The 21406-nt window shown below is 41.6% G+C and carries 11 protein-coding genes, 2 pseudogenes and 1 riboswitch; of the genes and pseudogenes, 11 read left to right on the top strand and 2 right to left on the bottom strand.

Features of this window, described 5'->3' with window-relative positions:
- Nucleotides 1-90 precede the first annotated feature (90 nt).
- Entirely contained in the window at nucleotides 91-837 is a 747-nt protein-coding gene (locus VB836_RS16430) for a creatininase family protein (RefSeq protein WP_323220743.1), read from the top strand.
- A gap of 12 nt (nucleotides 838-849) precedes the next feature.
- Here the strand turns inward: VB836_RS16430 and VB836_RS16425 are convergent, their stop codons facing one another.
- The gene (locus VB836_RS16425) at nucleotides 850-3906 is read right to left on the bottom strand and encodes a UPF0182 family protein (RefSeq protein ID WP_323220741.1); all 3057 of its coding nucleotides are present in this window, start codon (nucleotides 3904-3906) and stop codon (nucleotides 850-852) included.
- A gap of 303 nt (nucleotides 3907-4209) precedes the next feature.
- Here VB836_RS16425 and VB836_RS16420 point away from each other — a divergent pair.
- A pseudogene (locus VB836_RS16420) lies at nucleotides 4210-4452 on the top strand (hypothetical protein); the annotation flags it as partial.
- 113 nt (nucleotides 4453-4565) lie between these two features.
- A pseudogene (locus tag VB836_RS16415) lies at nucleotides 4566-5527 on the top strand (RNA-guided endonuclease InsQ/TnpB family protein); the annotation flags it as partial.
- A gap of 236 nt (nucleotides 5528-5763) precedes the next feature.
- Here the strand turns inward: VB836_RS16415 and VB836_RS16410 are convergent.
- Entirely contained in the window at nucleotides 5764-6447 is a 684-nt protein-coding gene (locus VB836_RS16410) for a DNA-3-methyladenine glycosylase (RefSeq protein WP_323220739.1), read from the bottom strand.
- Here VB836_RS16410 and VB836_RS16405 point away from each other — a divergent pair.
- The 8 genes from VB836_RS16405 to VB836_RS16370 all read left to right on the top strand — a co-directional run bounded on the left by VB836_RS16405 (nucleotide 6446) and on the right by VB836_RS16370 (nucleotide 21346).
- Nucleotides 6446-6568 carry a membrane protein gene (locus VB836_RS16405; protein WP_046281663.1) on the top strand — a complete coding sequence of 41 codons (123 nt, stop codon included), beginning with the start codon at nucleotides 6446-6448 and terminating at the stop codon, nucleotides 6566-6568. The two genes, VB836_RS16410 and VB836_RS16405, sit on opposite strands and share 2 nt — an antisense overlap.
- A gap of 565 nt (nucleotides 6569-7133) precedes the next feature.
- Nucleotides 7134-7241, top strand: a riboswitch (Glutamine riboswitch).
- Nucleotides 7242-7282: 41 nt separating this feature from the next.
- A complete protein-coding gene (locus VB836_RS16400) occupies nucleotides 7283-7636 on the top strand; it encodes a DUF4278 domain-containing protein (RefSeq protein ID WP_323220738.1) in 354 nt (117 codons plus the stop codon).
- 230 nt (nucleotides 7637-7866) lie between these two features.
- Nucleotides 7867-8697 carry an ABC transporter permease gene (locus VB836_RS16395; RefSeq protein ID WP_046281659.1) on the top strand — a complete coding sequence of 277 codons (831 nt, stop codon included), beginning with the start codon at nucleotides 7867-7869 and terminating at the stop codon, nucleotides 8695-8697.
- Nucleotides 8698-8766: 69 nt separating this feature from the next.
- Nucleotides 8767-10173 carry an ABC transporter ATP-binding protein gene (locus VB836_RS16390; RefSeq protein WP_323220736.1) on the top strand — a complete coding sequence of 469 codons (1407 nt, stop codon included), beginning with the start codon at nucleotides 8767-8769 and terminating at the stop codon, nucleotides 10171-10173.
- A 108-nt stretch (nucleotides 10174-10281) separates the two neighbouring features.
- Complete coding sequence (locus VB836_RS16385; protein WP_323220734.1) at nucleotides 10282-11733, top strand: class I SAM-dependent methyltransferase; 1452 nt, start codon at nucleotides 10282-10284, stop codon at nucleotides 11731-11733.
- A 30-nt stretch (nucleotides 11734-11763) separates the two neighbouring features.
- Nucleotides 11764-13311 (top strand): methyltransferase domain-containing protein, encoded by a 1548-nt coding sequence (locus VB836_RS16380; protein WP_323220732.1) that lies wholly within the window; start codon nucleotides 11764-11766, stop codon nucleotides 13309-13311.
- A 64-nt stretch (nucleotides 13312-13375) separates the two neighbouring features.
- Nucleotides 13376-19693, top strand: coding sequence for a glycosyltransferase (locus tag VB836_RS16375; protein WP_323220730.1), 6318 nt, complete (start codon nucleotides 13376-13378; stop codon nucleotides 19691-19693).
- A 51-nt stretch (nucleotides 19694-19744) separates the two neighbouring features.
- Entirely contained in the window at nucleotides 19745-21346 is a 1602-nt protein-coding gene (locus VB836_RS16370) for a sulfotransferase domain-containing protein (RefSeq protein WP_323220728.1), read from the top strand.
- The last annotated feature ends 60 nt before the right edge of the window (nucleotides 21347-21406 follow it).

Raw genomic sequence — 21406 nt, 5'->3', positions numbered from 1 at the left:
CAGCCGACTTGACTGTTGCGCCCATCTGGTGTAAACCGAACTTAACACTTGAATTGACAGCCCACTGTTTAACCTCTTTAACTTCATATAATGTTACTCCATTTAAGTACCTGGCCCGAGGTCGAAACCTATTTATCCCACTCAACTGGGATTATTCTCCCCATTGGTTCGACTGAGCAACATGGGCCGACTGGACTGATTGGCACCGATGCGATTTGTGCTGAAGCGATCGCACGAGGAACCGGAGAAGCAACCCATGCTATCGTTAGCCCGACTCTCAATGTGGGAATGGCACTTCACCACATGGCTTTTCCTGGGACTATTAGCTTCCGACCTAGCACGTTAATTAACGTAATCACTGATTATATCACATCTTTGGCGAGACATGGTTTTAACAAATTTTTCTTCATCAACGGTCACGGGGGAAATATTGCCACCTTGAAAGCCGCTTTTGCTGAGACTTACGCCCATCTTGGGGACCTGCAACTCCCCAACGCGAATCTTGTACAATGTCAGGTGGGAAATTGGTTCATGTGTAGATCGGTTTACAAACTCGCCAAGGAACTTTACGGCGATCAAGAAGGGTCTCACGCAACCCCCAGTGAAGTGGCTGTGACGCAATATCTTTATCCTGAAGCCATCAAACAGGCGACCTTATCGGAAGAAGTGGCTAAAGGTTATCCAATTTACGGGGCGGCTGATTTTCGCCGTCATTATCCCGATGGTCGGATGGGATCAAACCCAGCATTAGCTACTCCTGAACATGGAAAACAACTCTATGAACTTGCTGTCAAAGACCTGAGTCAGAGCTATCTAGAATTCGTGAATCCCACTTAAAAACAGTTGAGATTAATTTTCAAGAATATCCACATCTGTGGGAGGTGGAACGTTAATTGGAATCGATGCGGGTTCCGCCTTAAAAATATCTTCTAAGGCTTGTTGTAAACTAGGCCTCATGACAATTCTATTGTTATAAAAAACAATCACGCGGGCGAGTGTCGGGAGGCTGTTTTCAGTCGCTTCTAAATAGAGCGGTTCGACATAAAGCAATGATCTTTCAATCGGAATGACTAATAAATTTCCCTGTACGACTCGTGAACCTTGGCGACTCCAAAGGGAAATTTGTTCAGAAATTTCGGGCGTTTGATTAATCAAGGCTTCCACTTGTTCGGGGCCGAAAATTAATTCTTGCTTGGGAAAACGATATAATAATAGTTTACCATATTGTTGAATATCGGAGCGAGCTGCCATCCAAGCGACTAAGTTAATTCGACTGGCAGGTGTAAACGGTTGTAGCAGAATAAATTCTTCACTGCTTTCTTCAGGAAGCCGCATAATTAGATAGTACGGTTCTACCGATTGCGCTTCATTCGCATAAATTTCTTTGGGAATTCGCCATTGGTCTTCTCGATTATAAAAGACTCGCACATCATCCATATGATACGTCAATAATTGTTCGGATTGAACTTTGAATAAATCAAAGGGATAGCGAATATGTGCATAGAGGCTTCCCGGCATTTGTTGAATGGGCTTAAACAAATCAGGGAATATTTTTCGCCAAGTGGTTAAAATCGGATCTTCTGGGTTATCTAAATAGTAAAAGCGAACCTTACCATTGTAAGCATCAACGACGACTTTAACGGAGTTGCGAATATAGTTAAATTCACCGTTTCCAGGGTCAGAATAGGGATAGCGATCGCTTGTTGTATAAGCATCAATAATCCAATACAAATAGTTAGGGGGGGTTAATTCTTCTTGAGGTTGAGACTCGTTAAAATTGGCATCCGCAACCACTAAATAGGGATCGCTATCGTAGCGCAAAAAAGGTGCTAGCATTTTTACTCGTTCTTTGATGTTGCGACGAAAGAGTAACTTTGTATCCGGTAAAAAATTTCGGGTAAACAGCATTTGCCAGTTTTTCAAATGTTTAGCAAACAGTAACCGTCGCCATCCCTGACCAATTGTAATCCCACCCTGACCGTCGTAAGTATTATAAATATTCTCATTTCCGACGGGATAATCTAACTCCTCAACTAGGGTAGAAGTCATCACATCGGTTTCGGTGAGTTCACCATAATAAATACGTGGTTTTCCGATAGGGATACTATATTGAATTCGTGGATCTACAGCTAGGGTACTCTGCGGATCAAGTTTTGGATCGGCACCAATATCTCTAACAAAATAATTTGGAAGTCCTCCCTCGCCAACGGTATTGACAGGAGATAACGTGAAACCATAACCATGAGTGTAAACTAAATGTTTGTTCACCCAAGTTTGAGCTTCATCGGGTACGGCATCGTAGTTTAACTCCCGTGCTGAAATTAAAACTTGTTGTTTTTCTGTGCGACCGATTGGGGTTTGTTCGGCTTGGGCTTTGAGTAAGGTGTAGCGGTCAATATTGGCATCTGGAAATTCGTAGTATAAGCGAATTTGCTGTAACTGGCGGTTGGTTTGTAGAAGGGGACGTTGATCCCAAAGACGAATATTTTTGATGGTGAGATCATTTTTTTGAATGTCATTGTAAGTAAGTTCACCTTCGAGGGGAAAGATTTTTGAGTTAATGACATCGAGGTTAAAAGCTTGTCGGGTGTAGCTGATACTCCGTTCAATATAGGGGGCTTCTCGTGCTAGTTCGTTGGGTTGTACGATGAAGCGTTGTACGGTTTGGGGTAATAACCAACCTGCAATAAAAGCAATGGTTAAATACCATCCTAAAATTGCTCGGAGTGAATAGCTATCGGCAAATAATCGGGTCTGAGTCTTCGGAAAAAATTTGCGTCGGCGAATACGCCGCTTCAATAGCTTTAAACTAAATAGCTTTAAACCCACTTCAATATAAGGTTCAATGGCTTTGACGGAGAAAAAGGCTTGCCATAATAGAAAAATTGCAATGATCACGGCGATAATACATAACATTAAGTCAGCCGGAGCTTGTACATTAATATCGGTATAGCCTGCACCAAAAATGACACCTCGTCTAGAATAAAGGAGTTCATATCGAGATAGCCAATGCTTGAAGGCAACACTCAGCATGAACATTCCACCCAGGGCGTGTAAGTGTCGCTGTTGGGGTTGGGAAAAACCGGGAAAACGCCCTTGGCTGAGGCTATTTCCGGAGTGAAGATAAATTAAACTACAAGAGACTAATCCACACAAACACAACCCAACGAGCCAGAATTCTAGGAGGTGTGCAGCAGGTAAGGTGAAGATATAAAAGCTAATTTCTTGTCCAAAAAGATCATCAGCTTTATTAAAAGAGGTTGGATGAAAATATTGCAGAATATTCGGCCAATGGCTGGATAAAACCAAACCAAATCCTAAACTCAGAAATATAGCGATCGCGATCAGGGTAAAATCAAGTTCAACGACTAATAATATTACAAGACCCGCGAAGAGTCCAAATAACCACCACTGAGAAAATAACTGTTGAGTAAGCTTTAATAAAGGTTCTACATCAAAGCGATTAGGGAGTTGAGGAGCGACTAGGGGTTGAGTAAAATCGGGTTGCCAATATTGACTGAATACTTGTCCATAATGTAAGACAACTAAAGCCAACAACAGGCATAAACTGATCACAAATCCGAGAAGCCAACCAAACTCTAATGCGGGAATAGAGGGCGGTTTTTCTAGGGAGAAAAAGGGGATTTTATCAGGCTTTAGGGTGGGGGAAGGAGGATATTTGTAGCGGTTGGCAATGAATTGATTTCCCAGGAGAAAACCTGCGGTTACAGTCAAGCCGAAGAACCAAAGCATTGCTTGGGTTGTTAAGCGCAACCAATAGACTGATAAATAGTTCAATTCCTCAAACCAAAACCCTTCCGCTAGGATATGACTGACTAAATCAGCGAATAGCCACAACCCAAATAGGATGAGAATTGCTTTGAGAATCGGGGATTTACTCACCATTGAGAGTCAAGGGGTAAAATGCTAAATTCCAGATGTTCTGCTCACTCAGCAGCCCGACTTTTGATTGTAGGGGGTCTGACAGCCAGAGTTTGCCTCAACTTTACCATAATGTCTTATTTTACCGTAAAAGTTAGAAAAATGATATTAAGTTTTTTCAAAGGGGGAGATTTCCGTTCAATTTTTAAGCTGTTATGGTGAACTCAATTCAGCAAAATTACCAATAAAAAGTAGGTTTAGAGCAAGGTCGTTCACGACGGATTGTTTTATGCTACAATAGTTTATCGTGGCTCGACAATGATAAACATGATTGTCTACGAAATGAAGCTACAAGGAACTGTTGCCCAGTACAGAAGGCTAGACGAAGCTATCCGTACAGGTCGATTCGTCCGTAATAGCATCATTAAAGCATGGATAGACGGTCAAATCAAAAGTCGTAACGACGCTTATGCCTACTGCAAACTGCTGTCAGACAATCCTAGTTTTCCCTGGGTGAACAAACTCAATTCTATGGCTCGACAAGCGCACGCGGAGAGAGCATGGGCATCAATTTAAAAACGGATAGAGAAGCGGAAGAACGGATTAACTTAACTGTAAAACCCATAGATCTTGGCATCTCACAGATAGCTTAATCCGTTAAATCCTTATCCTATCTGTTTTAAATTGAGCGATTTTATCAAAATTGTCGGCAAAAAATACCGGGGAAGAAAGGATTTCCCAAATTTAAAAAATATCAGGTTCGAGCTTCTGTTGAGTATAAAAGCACGGGCGGTCAACTTTCAGAGGATAGACGCTATTTAACGTTTTCTGATAAGTTTCAAGCATCCCCCCTATCCCCTCTTTCTAAGGGGGGAACCAAAAGGGGGGATGGGGTAGCCGAGATTTACACTTCTATCAACTCCAACAAATTAAACGGGTTAGAGTGATTAGAAGATACGATGGGTATTATGCTCAATTTTTAATCGACCATGAACGAGAGGAAAATAAAGAACTCACAGGAAAACAAACCGGGCTAGATGTTGGACTTAACTATTTCTACACCGATTCTTTTGGTAATCAAATAGAAAACCCTCGCTTTTTCAGAAAAGACGAGCGACGAATTAAAAAGCTGCAACGTCGATTATCTCGAAAAAAAAAGGGAAGTCAAAACTGTAAAAAAGCCAGAAATCGGTTAGGGAGGGGAGGTGCGGGTGCGGAACCTGCGTCCGCACATAGAGCGCCGTCGCATCTATTGGTTTCACGCAGACGTAACGATTGGGTCTGTAAACAGGCCCAACACGTCATACAGTCTAACGACTTGGTAGCGATTGAAAACCTACGGATACGGAACATGGTTAAAAACCATCATCTAGCCAAGTCAATTAATGATGCTGCTTGGTACAGATTTAGAGAATGGTTAGAATATTTTGGGAGAATTTATGGGGTTCCGGTGATTGCTGTTGAACCCGCATATACTTCTCAAAACTGCTCAAATTGCGGTGAAAAGGTTGTCAAAACTCTCAGCACCCGGACTCACAAATGCCCTCACTGCGGGTATAAGAGTGACCGCGATGAAAATGCGGCAAAAAACATTCTGAAATCTGCACTTAAACAGTTATCAAATCAAGAAACGGATAAGAAATAGATTAACGGATTAACTTGACTGTAAAACGCATAAATCTAGGCTTCTCACACGTAGCTTAATCCGTTTTTCCGCTTAATATCTGTTTTTAAAATACCGTCGGGCAGACGGAAATCAACGCCTCCCGAGAGACTGATCTCTGCTTGAACGGGGAAACCCAATTGAGTAAGTCAACTCGTCGAAAGAGGAAACCCAGACAGTGATGTTTGGAATCTCCGTCCTTGAGGGCGGAGAGGATGTCAAAACGACAATCTAGAGACAGCAGGACAATCTGCAATATACCATCGCCAAGGTAAATCCGTGCCTTTGGTAATACCAATCCGAGTCGTTTGTACAAACTCTATTTTCCCCGAGTTCACTGCTTGTTGAAAAGTAGGAGTTCGATGTTCTAACCATAAAGGCTGATTAAAATGTAGGGGTAAATCCGTCAAAGTGCGATCAATTTGTAATACCCGACAAAGTTTTCCCGGCCCCGCAGCGAGACGAGCAAGTTGATCTTTTTTTAAGGGTTTCTTAATATGGCGATCGCTTTTTGAACCTAAGCTTAAATTTTGTGGAAGGGAGTCAGGAAACACAGACAATTCTAAAGCCCGAATTAACACCGCACTCGCCACCCCCTCAACATCTGTTACCACATTAAAACAATGGTACATTCCATAGATGAGATAAACATAACTCATCCCAGCAGGCCCGAACATGACAGCATTGCGAGGGGTTGGTTTGCTGTAAGCGTGACAAGCTGGATCACCTGCCATGTAAGCTTCTGTTTCGACGATCATACCGCGAATTTGTTCACCGTTGGGAAGTTGTCGTACTAGAGTACAACCCAATAATTCTAACGCTATGGTAGGAGATGGACGAGATAGCCAAGTCGCGTCTACAATCTCATTGAAAATTGTATTGATTACAGGAGGTTTAGTCATGGATGTCAAGTTAGTTTTAGCAGGATTAACTGTTTTGTTTACCATTTCCTGTTTGTTCTTCGGAACGAAAAACGGGTTCTATGATAGCGATGACTATCATGGTAATGGTTGCGCCCATTAGACAGTGATTAGGGGACAGTTATCAGTGACCAGTGACCAGTGATCAGTGACCAGTGGGGACAGTTATCAGTGACCAGTGACCAGTGACCAGTGGGGACAGTCATCAGTGACCAGTGACCAGTGACCAGTGACCAGTGGGGACAGTCATCAGTGACCAGTGACCAGTGACCAGTGACCAGTGACCAGTGGGGACAGTCATCAGTGACCAGTGACCAGTGACCAGTGACCAGTGGGGACAGTCATCAGTGACCAGTGACCAGTGACCAGTGACCAGTGGGGACAGTCACCCATCATGTAGGGGCGGGTTAGGTCAAAATGTATGTCTTCCCAGAAGGAACCTACATAAACCCGCCCTCAACAGTGACCAGTTATAAGTTATCAGTGACCAGTGGGGACAGTTATCAGTGACCAGTTATCAGTGACCAGTGACCAGTTAGCAGTTAAAGACTTCGCCTTTTGCAAGATCGCCTTTTGCCTGTTGCCTTCTGCCTCTTGCCTAAAAAAAGTGATAGACACTTGACATTTTTCTGAAAATCCGTAACAATAGATACAGAAAGAAAAAAGAAAACGTTCATCTCTCGGATCTAGAGAACGCTGATCTCAGTAAAGTCAGGAAAATCATCGAGATCAGAGAGACGGAAGTAGGGAAATCATCATTCCTGAAGGAACGCGCCTCACTTTGTCAACCATCGCATCAAAAAGGAGAGGCGATCAGATGAAACTAACCTATCGTGGTATCGATTATCAATACAATCCTCCACAAGTTGCCACTGCAACTGGAGAAGTAGCTGGAAAATATCGGGGACAAGATTGGCGTTTTTGCAACTTGAAGAAACCCCCGGTTTTACAACCCAGTTATAATCTCACCTATCGGGGGGTTAAATATAGCAATAATCCCGTTTCGGCGGTTAGCGGTACAGACAGTCCCCTAACGATTTCTGAGAAAGCGCGAATTCTGATGTTGAAGCGGGAACGCTCAGAAATTCAACGCGATCAGTCTATGCTGAACCGTCTGGCCGATGAAGTCGGACTGAATCTCAACGATACAGGATTCTATAACCCAGCATAATAGCAGGATTGCGAAATCAACCTCTGTTGTAGAACTACGCACCCCCTTGTGGGGTGTTTTTTTGTGGACGATTACCCAGAAGTTGCCCTGATATGGCACACTTATAGACTAAGCCAAAATGCTGGTCGTTTTCCCTTTTAGCTGATTCCGGGTGTAAGCTCAAGGAACGGGTTTGAGGATAATCTAGTCGTGGTGTGTAGTGGACGAGGAAACAGAAATTGGTCAGATCTATGAAAAGCGTTGTCCTCCGCCGACAATTGCTAGAGAGTCAGTGGTCGATCAAACTGAACCTACTGATTACCCTAGTACGGCGAGATTTGGAAGCCCGCTATAAAGGTTCTATTTTGGGGAATTTATGGCCACTGCTTAATCAGCTTGTGCAATTGCTGATTTTTACCTATGTTTTTTCAATTGTCTTACAAGTTAAATTGAATATACAAGGGGTTCCGGCGGACAATAAACTGGCGTTTGGGTTGTGGTTGTTTGCAGGATTGTTACCCTGGTTAGCCTTTACCAATGGACTGACGCAAGCCGCGACTTGTGTTGTGGGACAGCCCAACTTAGTTAAAAAAGTCGTGTTTCCATTGGGCCTGCTTCCTCTGGTACCAATTTGTTCAGCGTTTATTGAAAGTACCTTTGGGCTAGTTGCTTTAATCACCTTGGTTTTGATTATTATTCCTGAACCTGCTGTTAGTCTCTGGCTGTTACCTTTTGTGTGGATTCCGCAACTTCTCCTCACCGCAGGTTTAGGATATTTAACCGCAGGTTTAACGGTCTTTTTGCGAGATATTCCTCAAAGTTTAGGCGTGATTCTCAATCTCTGGTTTTATGCGACTCCCATTGTTTATCCTGCCTTTAAAATTCCAGAAGCGTGGCAGGTTTGGGTGTTTTGGTTGAATCCGATTACAGCGATCGCTGAGACTTACCGTGATATTGTACTCAAGGGTCAGATTCAACACGGGGGAGAACTTGCTACAGCAACTATCGTCTCTATCATTATATTTTATGGAGGCGTGTGGGTCTACAAACGCCTGCGTCCAGCTTTTGCTGACGTTTTGTAGCAATGACTGTCTTCTTCCGACCTCACCTCACTGACGGATTACGATATCTCGGTAGCTAGTAAACGACGAATGTCCGAAATTGCAATTTCAGTTAATCACGTTTCCAAGTGTTTTAAGCGGTATCGACATCCGGTTGACCGACTTAAAGAGATTTTTTTGCCGCGTCAGCAACTCGCTGAGAATTTCTGGGCGTTACGAGAGATTAATCTACAAGTTTATAAAGGACAAACGCTAGGAATTGTTGGCCGAAATGGTTCAGGAAAAAGTACGCTGTTGCAAATTATTGTAGGCACTCTCACTCCTACTAATGGCAACGTAGAAGTTCAGGGTCGAGTGTCGGCTTTGTTAGAACTGGGTAGTGGGTTTAACCCCGAATTTACCGGACGGCAAAATGTCTTTTTTAATGGTCAACTCCTGGGATTAAAACACTACGAAATCGAACAAAAGTTTGAAGAAATTGTCGCGTTTGCCGATATTGGAGACTTTATCAATCAACCCGTTAAAACCTATTCTAGCGGAATGTATGTGCGGTTAGCGTTTGCGGTGGCAACCAGTTCTGAACCCGATATTTTAGTGGTGGATGAAGCCCTTTCTGTTGGGGATGAAGCCTTTCAACGCAAATGTTTTAGTCGTATCCATGAAATCCAAGATCGAGGCGGAACGATTTTATTTGTTTCTCACGCGGCTTCATCGGTTACTCAACTTTGTGACTCAGCAATTTTGATGGATCGGGGTGAAATACTGTTAGAACATAGCCCCAAAATGATTATATCAAAATATCAAAAAATGATCTACGCTGATGCGACAGAATCGGAACGATTGCGAGAGGAAATTCGCCATCTCAAAGCTTCATTTAAGCCCCAGGAAGTCTTTCAAAAGGTTGAGTGGAAAAAGTATCATCGCAGCCAAGCGAATCAACATCAAACTGAATCCAAACAAGCTGATTATTATGACTATTATGACCCGAAATTAGCACCCGATCATCCAATTCAATATCCCTCTCGTGGCGCAACGATTACTGATCCTCATATTGCCACCCCTAAAGGTGAACGAGTGAATCATATCATTGCTCGAAATGATTACATCTATTCCTACACTGTAGAATTTCAAAAAGCAGCTTCACACGTCCGCTTTGGAATGTTAGTCAAAACCATCAGTGGGTTTGAACTCGCTGGGGCTTCTTTCCTCGCTTCATCCCAATTTATTAAACACATTTCCCCCGGTACTCAACTCGTGTTAGAATTCAGGTTTAAATGTTTACTCGCACCGGATGTTTACTTTTTAAATGCTGGAGTTTCAGGAATTGTAGAGGGTGAATTTACTTATCTTGATCGATGTATTGATGTTGCCATGTTTAGAGTTCAACCTTGTGAGAGTTCTTGCGGTACTGGAGTTGTAGATTTGCTCGTTGAGCCAAAATTAACCGTCACTTCGGGTCAAATCGAACAGGAGCAAGAAATACAACAATATCTTTAAAAAATCTTAACCCAAAATTCGGTTAATGTTGGGGCGGGTTCCGAACAAATATCTGTCTCTAACAAATAACCTTTATAAACCCGCCCCTTTTTTCAGGAAACAGTGAACATGGAAGTCAATTGTTTTGTTGAAAATAATCCGATTGTTGAAACCTTAATTCAGCATTTGGCTCGATCTCCTCAAACGTTTCAGCCTCAAATTGCCGCCGCCGATGAGATGTTTTTATATCCTTTTCACGAACTCGAAGAACGAAATAGTGATGGGGCTTTGGTGAGTTATTATAGTTTAGGTCGGACATTATTTGATTCTATCCAACAGATTATTAACGTATATTTTGGCAGTTTTGAACAGATTTCATCCTTTTTGGATTTTGCTTGTGGATATGGTCGGTTTATGCGGTTTTTAGTTCAAGAAATGCCAGCCGAAAAGATTTGGGCTTCTGATATTTATGCAGATGCGGTGAGGTTTCAAACTGAATATTTTGGGGTGAATGGTATTGTTTCTACCCCTAAACCTGAAGATTATCAAGTTCAACGAAAATTTGACTGCATCTATGCCGGGTCATTTTTTAGTCATATGCCGCCCCGAACGTTTAAAGCTTGGATGCAGCAACTCTATGATTTATTAAATCCTGAAGGATTGCTCATTTTTAGTGTATTAGATGAGGCAATTTTACCAGGGGCTATCGAGATGCCATCAGAGGGAATTCTTTTTTCTTCGGATAGTAGTGAAAGTCAATTTCTTGACCGGAATGACTATGGTACAACCTATGTTAAAGAAGCTTTTATTCGAGAGTTAATTCAGCAAGTTAGTCAAAATAAAGCTTCTATTTTTCGCATTCCTAAAGGACTCAGTAACTATCAAGATTTATATTTGGTGACGCCTCAGCAAAATCGAGACTTTACCGCCTTAGACTTTAAATATTATCCGGAAGGTTATCTAGATGCGTGTAATATTACCCCAACTGGAGAAATTCAACTCGAAGGTTGGGCAATTGATTGGAACTCTAATCATTCGGTTGAAAGCATCCAGATTATTGTTAATCATCAAGTCATTCAACAGTGTCAGCCCTCAAAAGAACGTCCTGATTTAGTTGAACATTTTCATCAACCTGAACTTTTAAAATCCGGTTGGTCTTGTGTGATTTCTGCGGGTCAAATTTCACCTCAAGATATTATGATTATTAAAGCGGTTAACACCGTTGGACTCGAATGGATTATTGCAGTAGAAGAAGTTAAAAATCTGATGGTTAGAACTCGATGGCGAGATGATCTTTTAGAAACGCAGAATCAGTTAAAGCAGCGTGAAAGTCAACTCCAAGAAACACAATCTCAAATCGAATTGACCGAATTTACCCTAGCCCAAGCGAGAGATAAATTAACACAACTAGAAGCTAAACTGGGTGACTGTCAGTTGGAACTTTCATCCAGTCAATTTCTGCTAGAACAATCAAAAAATCACATTCAAGCGATGGAAAGTAGTAAATTTTGGCAACTCAGAACCCAATGGCTTAAACTCAAACAAACTTTAGGAATTCTCCCAAAAAATCAAACTAAATAGAGCAATTATCCAACATTCAACATCACAACTATGGAAACTAATCGCTTTGTTAAAAACAACCCAATTGTTCAAACGGTAACTCAACATCTCGCCCACTCGCCGCAAACTTTTCAGCCGGAAATTGCAGCCGAGGATGAAATGTATTTGTATCAGTTGGATGAGTCAGAAGACCGTAATAGCGATCGCGCTTTAGTCTATTATTATCTATTAGGACGTTCTATTATTGATTCTATTCGACAAATTATTAATGCACACTTTGGCAGTTTTGCTCAAGTTTCTTCTTTCCTCGATTTTGCCTGTGGTTATGGACGTTCGACGCGATTTTTAATTCAAGAAATCCCTCCCGAAAATGTTTGGGTGTCTGATATTTATGCCAATGCGGTTAAATTTCAGATGGAAATCTTTGGGGTGAATGGCATTATTTCCACTCGTGAACCGGAAGATTATCCAAGTGATCAAAAATTTGACTGTATTTATGCGGGGTCGTTTTTTAGCCATATGCCGCAGCGAACCTTTACCCGTTGGATGCAGCGACTTTATGACCTTTTAACGCCGGAAGGTTTGCTAATTTTCAGTGTATTAGATGAGGCAATTATGCCGTCCCATGTGCAGATGTTACCGTCAGGAATTGTCTTTTCAACTGAAAGTAGTGAGAGTCAATATCTTGACCGGAATGAGTACGGCACAACCTACGTTACAGCAACCTACATTCACGAATTAATCGAGCAAGTCAGTCAAAATAAAGCGACGATTTATCGGGTAAAAAAAGGATTGAGTAACTATCAAGATTTGTATGCTGTTACTCCCAAAAAACATGATAAATTTACAGAATTAAACTTTAGTTATCATCCGCTTGGGTATTTGGATGCTTGCCAAATTCAACCGAATGGTAATCTTTATTTAGAAGGTTGGGCGGTTGATTTGAATCCGGGGAGTCAGGTCAAAACGATTCAAATGTTAGTGAATAATCAACTGATTAAACAGTGTCAACCGACAATCAAACGACCCGATTTAGTTGAACATTTTAACCAAGAAGAAGCGTTAAACTCAGGTTGGTGTTGTGAAATTAATAGTCATCAGATTTCACCGGAAGATATTCTTTTAATTCGAGCGGTTAATCCTGCGGGTTTGGAGTGGATTATTGAAACAGGTTTTGTCAAATCCCTCATTTCTCAAACGCAATGGCAAACCCATCTTATTTCATGGCGAACTCAACTGCAACATCTACAGGTACAATTCAATCAGTCTCAGAAACAATTAAACTTAACCCAAAATCAACTCGAACAGTCTGAGGCTAAACTAGCTGAAACTGATGGACAATTGGGGAAAACTCAAGCCCAACTTTTGCAAACGGAAGCAAAACTTGACTTTGTGCAGGCTCAACTTAGACAATGTGAAGCGAAACTCTCACAGACTGAAACGGAACTGGGTCAATGTCAATGGCAACTGGAATCAAAGCAAACTTTGTTAGAACAGGCACAAAACCGCATTCAGGCAATGGAAAGTAGTAAATTTTGGAAATTGAGGGCAAAATGGTTTAAACTGAGGCGTGCTATCGGCTTATCCGATAACGAGTGAACAAAAGGGATTTGAGGGAGAAAAAAGGATTATTAACTACTTTTGAAAAACCACCGACAAAACTATGGATAAATCAGACCGTAACTCACCGATTATTGTTGCTGGAATGCACCGTTCTGGAACTTCCCTAACGGCATCTTTACTAGAACGTTTGGGGGTGAATATTGGCAAACGGCTCGTTGGGGCGAACTATGGGAATGTGAAAGGACATTTTGAAAATATTGATTTTGTCGAATTTCACAAGGCGATTTTACATGACCATAATATTGATGAGTTGGGTTGTACCTTTCAGTCGAATATTTCCCTAAATTCCCGACAGATTGAACAAGCTCAGAGTTTAATTCAACACAACCAAGATTCTCAACATCCTTGGGGATGGAAAGACCCCAGAACCACTTTGTTTTTGGAGTTTTGGCAGGAAATTTTACCCGAAGCACATTTTGTTTTTGTTTATCGTTCCCCTTGGGAAGTTGTTGATTCCCTTTACCGTCGTTCTACCGATTTAACGCTAATTAAATCCCCCGAATTAGCCGTTAAGATGTGGATACATTATAACAAAAAAATACTCAATTTTTATCGAGAAAATCCCGAAAATAGTTTATTAGTCAATGTCTATAAAGTTGGGACAAAACCGCAAGACTTTGTTCAAGCACTTAATTCTAAATTTAACCGGAATTTACCCTCCCCTCCTGAAGATAATTTTGATCCTTATTTATTAGTTGATAATATTTTAGCAACGCCGCGACCCCAACTGATTAAACATTGTTTTCCTGATTCTATTGACCTGTATCTACAAATCGAAGCCTTAGCAGAAAATCTCAGTCGCGGCTTAACTCCGGTAGAGTCACAAGTTTTAAACCAGTCTAGCTCATTAACTTGGGTCTTTAAAGATTGGTCACAGGTGCGGTTGTTAGAAAAAGACAAAAAAATATTAACCCAAGAAAACGACCAGTTAAAAATAGATATTGAACAATGGCAAGATAAATTTCAAGAAGCCGTTGATAAATTAGTAAAAACTGAAACCGAACTGGGTCAAACCCAACTGCAACTCGATGGCGTAGAAATTCGTTATCAAGAAACCCTCGATAAACTGATTACCACAGAAGAAGAACTCGGTCAAGCCCAACTGAAAGCGAATACCGCCGAAAATACTCGCAAAGAAGCCGTTAAAAAACTCACCACTGTCGAAGAAGAACTCGGCAAAACCCAACAACAACTCGAAGGAACACAAATTCAGTTACAGGGGACAGAAATACACGCCCAAAACTTAGAAAAAAACTTTCAAGAAGCGGCTGAGAAGTTGATGTTAACCGAGACGGAACTCGGCAAAACCCAAGGACAATTAGAACAAGTTAAAATTCAATACCAGGAAACGTTAGCAAAACTGAATGAAAGTGCCACTCAATATACCCAAACTGAAAATATACTCAATCAATACAAATATCAAACGGCAGAACTTCAGCAAAGTTTGTTAGCATCTCAAGCCCGTTTTCAAGAATCCCTCAACAAAATTTATAGCCTCGAAAATGAACTCGGTAAAACTCAACTCGAACTCGTGCAAACCCAAGGCGAAGTTAACGCGATAAAATCGTCTAAACTTTGGAAAATTCGCGAAAAATGGGTTGACTTTAAACGCTTTTCTCGTCGAACAATCAAACCCCAATATATTTATTCTCTCGATACCCCAACTCAATGGGAATTTATCGGAAATGGCGACACATTTACCCAAATTGAAGGCTGGTGTTTCCACACGGGAAAACGTAATTTTACCGGAATTCGTGCTAAAATAGGCTCAGAAACGTTGACCGGGGTTTATGGGATTGAACGCTTGGATGTTGCCCAACAATTTGATTGGATAGAAGCCGCTCAAAATTGCGGATTTCGCCTGGAAATTCCCCTGAAAGTTGGCAACCACAAAGTTAATTTAGAACTGCAAAATCGCAACGGAAAATGGCAAAAATTTGCGACCTATTCCCTGCAAGTTTGCCCCATTCAAGCCTCCCTAGATGTTCCCACTCCTGGCGAACAACGACCCGGACAAATTCTATTTGCAGGCTGGTGTTGTCATCCCGAATATCGCATTACTCAACTCACTTTATATTGTGGCGAACGTTCGATGCAATGTGCCTATGGGTTGCAACGTCGGGACGTGGGCGAAGTCTTTCCCGACTGGCCAGGGAGTGCAAATAGTGGGTTTGAAGCGGTGATGGATGTTCCCGTTGGTCAGTGGCCGATGAAGTTAGAAGCCGAGTTAGAAACCGGAGAAACCGTTACTTATCCCTTCAGCCAGCCCTTGACGGTAAGGCGTTATGGACTCTCCGCCCAAAGTTCGGCCAAAATGCGACAATTATCAGAATTTGTTGCTGCTGTTCGTCAACGGGCCGCCGAACGCAAGCAACGCCTCGGACGCCTGCTTCCTCTACCTGGCGAAATTCCTGCTATTATTCGGCAAGCGCGGCTGATGTACCGCAAAACCGAAGCGACGACAGACCTCGCCCTTCTGCCTCCCGGCTTTGAACTCCCCAAACCCATCGACCCCTACGACGCTTGGTTGAGCGCGAACCAATGGACACAACGCAGTTTAGACCATTTACAAACTCGACTGCAAACTTATTCGGCGGAAAAATTGCCAAAAATTTCGGTGGTGATGCCTGTATATAATCCCCCGATAGAATTTTTAGAAAAAGCCATTGAAAGTGTAATTAACCAAGTTTATTCTAACTGGGAATTGTGCATCGCTGATGATTGCAGTACCAACCCCCAAATCGCCCTAACGCTGAATAAATTTTCCCAAGAAGATGAACGAATCAGGGTAATTTTTCGCCCAGAAAATGGCAATATTAGTCGCGCGACCAACTCCGCCGCAGTTCTCGCCACTGGTGAATTTATCTTATTACTTGACCACGACGACGAACTCACGCCGAATGCGTTAGGAGAAATCGCGATTTACCTGGCTGAACATCCTGAAACCGACGTTCTCTATACCGATGACGACAAAATTGACACCCAAGGAAAACGATTTGCACCTCAATTTAAACCCGACTGGTCGCCGGAATTACTCCTATCTTATATGTATATGAGTCATGCGTTAGTTCTGCGACGCAAACTGTTTGAAGAAGTTGCCGGAATGAGGTTAGGATTTGAAGGTTCGCAGGATTATGATTTAGCGTTGAGAATCACAGAAAATACTCGTCATATTGCTCATTTACCTTTAGTATTATATCACTGGCGAACGGCTCCCGGTTCAACGGCAATTTCAGGCGCCGCCAAACCTGCGAGTTTTGAAGCAGGTCGCCAAGCGGTTCAAGATGCGTTAAACCGCCGAGAAATTGAGTCAAATGTGTATCAACCTCGTTGGGCGGTTGAACAAAGTTTGGGGATTTTTTCCCATGAATTCCCCGATAATGGGCCGTCTGTTACCGTTATTATTCCCACGAAAAATCAGCTTAAATTATTACAAGCTTGTTTAAAAACGTTGTTAGAAAAAACGACTTATCAAAACTATGAAGTTCTGATTATTGATAACGAAAGCGACGACCCCAAAACCCTTGAATATTTTGATTGGATTTCTCACGCTGAAACTCAACCTAAAATATCGATTCTCAAAGTTGCCAATTCTAACGGTAAATTTAGCTTTGCAGCAATTAATAACCGGGCGGTTGAACAGGTTAAAAGTGAATATGTTCTCTTTTTAAACAACGACACAGAGATACTTTCTCCCCGTTGGTTGAGTCAGATGATGGGGTATATTCAGCTAGAAAAAGTTGGGGCGGTAGGGGCGCGATTAATTTTCCCCGATGACCATATTCAACACGCCGGAATTATTCATGGGTTACACCACAAATTGGCGGGTCATGCGTTTAAACTGTCTCATCGAGATTATTTTGGATATTTGGCTTATTCTAAAGTCCTGCGGAACTATTCAGCAGTCACCGCCGCTTGTTTATTAACGCCTCGTCAACTGTTTTTAGACTTAGGCGGTTTTGATGAACAAAACTTCGCCGTTGCTTATAATGATGCGGACTACGGCTATCGTTTAACAGAAAATAATTATCGCTGCGTTTATTGTGCCGAAGCGGAATTATTACACAAAGAAGGAACCTCCCGAGGGTTTAAAGATGACCCGAAAGAAGTGGCGAATTTCCGTCAGAAATATGCCGATAAAATTGACCCTTATTACAGCCATCATTTATCCCTCGCTAACGAATGGTTCCAGGTTCAACCCCGACGGTTTAATATACAAAGTTATCAGGTAAAAATTAAACCCCGAGTGTTGATGTGTAGCAACGCTTTAGAATATACGGGCGCCCCGTTACATCAGTATGAAATTGCCGTACAATTAGCCGCACAGGATAAAATAGAACCTGTTATTTTTTGTGTCAATGATGGGCCGTTGCGAGAAGCTTATGAACAAAAAGGTATTCCGGTTATTGTACAAGACCATCCTTTAATTAACATCTATCAACGGGAACAATATGACCTCGCCCTCCAAGATTTTGCTGAACAAATACAACTCAATTGTTATGATGTCGTTTATGCGAATACTTTAGAAAACTTCTTCATGGTAGACTGCGCCCAAAAAATGGGGGTTCCTTCCGTTTGGAATGTTCACGAAAGCGAAGCTTGGCAAACTTATTTTAATGGGTTTGGGGGAGAAATAGCCGCCCGAGCGTTAGAATGTTTCCGCTATCCGTATCGAATTATTTTTGTGGCGGATGCAACCCGAAACACCTATTTACCTTTAAATAGTCATCACAATTTTACCGTTATTCACAATGGAATGGATGTGGAACGGTTTAAATTAGTCGCTGAACAATGGAACCGCCAAGATGCCAGAGAAGCGCTACAAATTAAAGCTTCCGAAATTGTTATTCTATTACTTGGAACCGTTTGTGAACGCAAAGGTCAGAAAGATTTAGTCAAAGCCTTAGCATTATTACCCCCAGAATATTATAGCCGCATTCGTTGTTTTATTGTTGGCGATCGCCCGAGTGTTTATAGTACACAACTGACCACATTCGTCAAGCAACTCCCGCCGATTTTACAGTCTAAAATATCTATCGTTCCTGAAACTCCAGAAACCCCGAAATATTATCAAGCTGCCGATATTTTTGTTTGTACGTCTCGTATTGAGAGTTATCCGCGAGTTATTCTCGAAGCAATGGCGTACAATTTACCCATTATTACTACTCCCGTTTTTGGCATTTCCGAACAAGTTAAACCGGGAGTAAATGGTTTATTTTACACTCCCGATAAACCCGAAGAATTAACCGAAAATTTGATTAAACTTCTCGATAATGAGTCGGAACGTCAACACCTCGCGGATAATGCTAAATATGTCCTCGCCTTGTTGAATAGTTTTGAGGAAATGACCCAGGAATACCAGCAAATTTTTGAGGAAGCTTACTTTATTAACCCCCATCCTCATCAAACGCTTCCCCCCCAAGAATTTATTCAACCTGTGTCAACACCTGAAGCCGTTTCACCACCCACAAAACCCACTCAAGATAAAAGTTATTGGGAAGCAAACCCGACTGCGGCGAGTGCGAGTGAATGGATATCAAACCCCATTATTGAGGATGTTATTCATCAGCGAATGTCAGGCGGTCAAACAAATAAATATTGGTTACGATGGTTAATTGAAGATTATTTTGCGGGAAGAACCTTTAATAATTTGTTGTCCTTGGGATGTGGAATGGGAAACCATGAAGTCACCCTCGCACAAGCAAACTTTGCCCGCAGTATTGATGCCTTTGACTTCTCGGAAGCTTCCCTAGAAATGGCAAAACGTCGGGCGGAAATTGCCGGAGTTCAAGTTAACTTCTACACCGATGATTTTAATACCTTTAGCCTCGATAGTGGGAAGAAATACGATATTGCATTTTGTTCTGGTTCATTGCATCATGTCAAAGAATTAGAGCGATTTTTAGAAATTGTTCATCGTTCTTTGCATCCTGAAGGGTATTTTATCGTCAATGAATATATCGGCGATAACTACTGTATTTACAACCGAAAAAAAGTTGAGTTAATTAATCGTTTGTATGCTTGCTTTAACGAACTCTTGCGTTCAGGACTGCAAAGCGAATTTATTAACCCAACCATTTATCAAGTCTTTAATACTGATCCCTCGGAAGCCGTTCGCTCTAAGTTAATTTTACCCTTTATTGAATATTATTTCGACATCGAAGTTTATAATCCTTTTGGGGGCGGAATTTTACATCCGCTTTATCCCTTGTTAAATCATGTTCAACTCTTACCGGGAGAACCCAAGGGAGAAACGATAGTTCGACTGTTGCTAGAATTTGAAGAAATTTTAATGGAAATTCCGGGGGGTTTAGAATCTGATTTTTGTTTGTGTATCTTGCGCCCAAAGAAATTTTAGCAACGATGTTTAAAGCTAAATTGTTACCGAAAAAATAGTCAGGAGAAAAACTTGAACCCCCAAAATATCAATCCATCTGAACGCATTGAACCGCCTCATTTTATCATTTTAGGAACACAAAAAGGCGGAACAAACTCCCTGTATAACCATCTGTGTCAGCATCCTCAGATTTTACCTGCAACCCAAAAAGAAGTTCATTTTTTTACCTTACACTATCACAAGGGAATAGACTGGTATCGATCTCAATTTCCCTCAACAGCCGATGGAAAACTGTTGCTAACCGGGGAAGGAACCCCTTATTATCTGTTTCATCCTGGTGTTCCTCAACGGGTTTATCATCACTTTCCACACATGAAATTTATAGTCTTACTGAGAAACCCTGTAGATCGAGCGATTTCTCATTACTATTGGGAAGTGAACTTAGGCTATGAAATGTTATCCTTAGAAGAAGCCATTAGCCAAGAACATAATCGTCTTCTGGGAGAAACCGAAAAAATCCTAGCCGATGAAAATTATTATAGTTATAACCATCAACATTATTCCTATCTTTCCCGAGGAATTTATATCGAACAACTGCAAAACTGGATGAAATTTTTTCCGCGAGAACAGTTTTTAATCCTCAAAAGTGAAGACTTTTCGAGCCAATCTCCAGAGATCCTCAATCAAGTGTTTGATTTTCTCGATTTACCCCGTTTTCAACTGCTGAATTACAAAAAATATAATGTCGGAGAGTATCCATCCGCCCCGCAAAAAGTCCGAGATAAACTCTCAAAATACTTTCAACCGCATAATCAAAAACTGGTAGAATTAATCGGTGCAGCCTTTGAATGGAAAGTCGAAGAATCAACGCCAAAATCTGAATCCGAAAACTTCTTGAGAGAAGCGACGACAGAAATGAATTCTTCTCCCTTATTTTTGTCTACTACCCAAATCAACAAACCGATGATGAACGAGTTAAAAATTGATTATGAAGGGGCTTGGGATGACTATGTTAAAAATTGGCAGAGTACCGACTCTGAATATATTTATCCCGGCGATGAATGGATCGGGTTAGCCGCAGGTGCCGCTCAAACTTTAGCCGAATATGAGGCGTTAATTGAAAACCAGTTTATTAGGCCTTATATTAAACCCCATCAAACCGTTTTAGAAATAGGAATTGGGGGCGGAAAAACCGCCGCATTACTGTTCAAATATTGTCAAAGCTTAGTTTGTGCCGATATCTCCGAAGGAATGTTGCAAGCAACCCGCGATCGCTTAGGGGAAGAACGAGTCAGCTATGTCAAACTGGATGGTTTAAGCTTAGAAGGTGTTGACTCAGGTTCAATTGATGTCTGTTTCTGCTACGATACGATGGTGCATATAGAACCGCGAGATATCTTTAACTATCTCACCCAAATTCCTCGGCTGATGCGAGGCGATCGCCTCTGTCTTTTTCACCATACAAATGTTTTAAGTGAATTGGGATGGAAGAAATTTCTAAGTGATTGGGATAAGAACTTATTGGGGCGCCGACATGGAACGGCATTTTCAGTGATGACCGACTCAATAATGGAAAAATTTCTCACCCATCTCAACTATGAGATTCTATTAAAAGATACTCAATCCGTTCCGAGAGATTGTGTTTGGGTGTGTCGAGCGCCCGCCGAATTTTAATGAATTTCTCTGTGATGTGTTGAAGTTTGTATTAATCCTAAAAACCCATTTTACATGAAT

The sequence above is a fragment of the Limnoraphis robusta BA-68 BA1 genome (genome assembly GCF_034932365.1).
GTDB classification, from domain to species: domain Bacteria; phylum Cyanobacteriota; class Cyanobacteriia; order Cyanobacteriales; family Microcoleaceae; genus Capilliphycus; species Capilliphycus robustus.
This window is presented reverse-complemented; position numbering and strand designations above follow the sequence as displayed.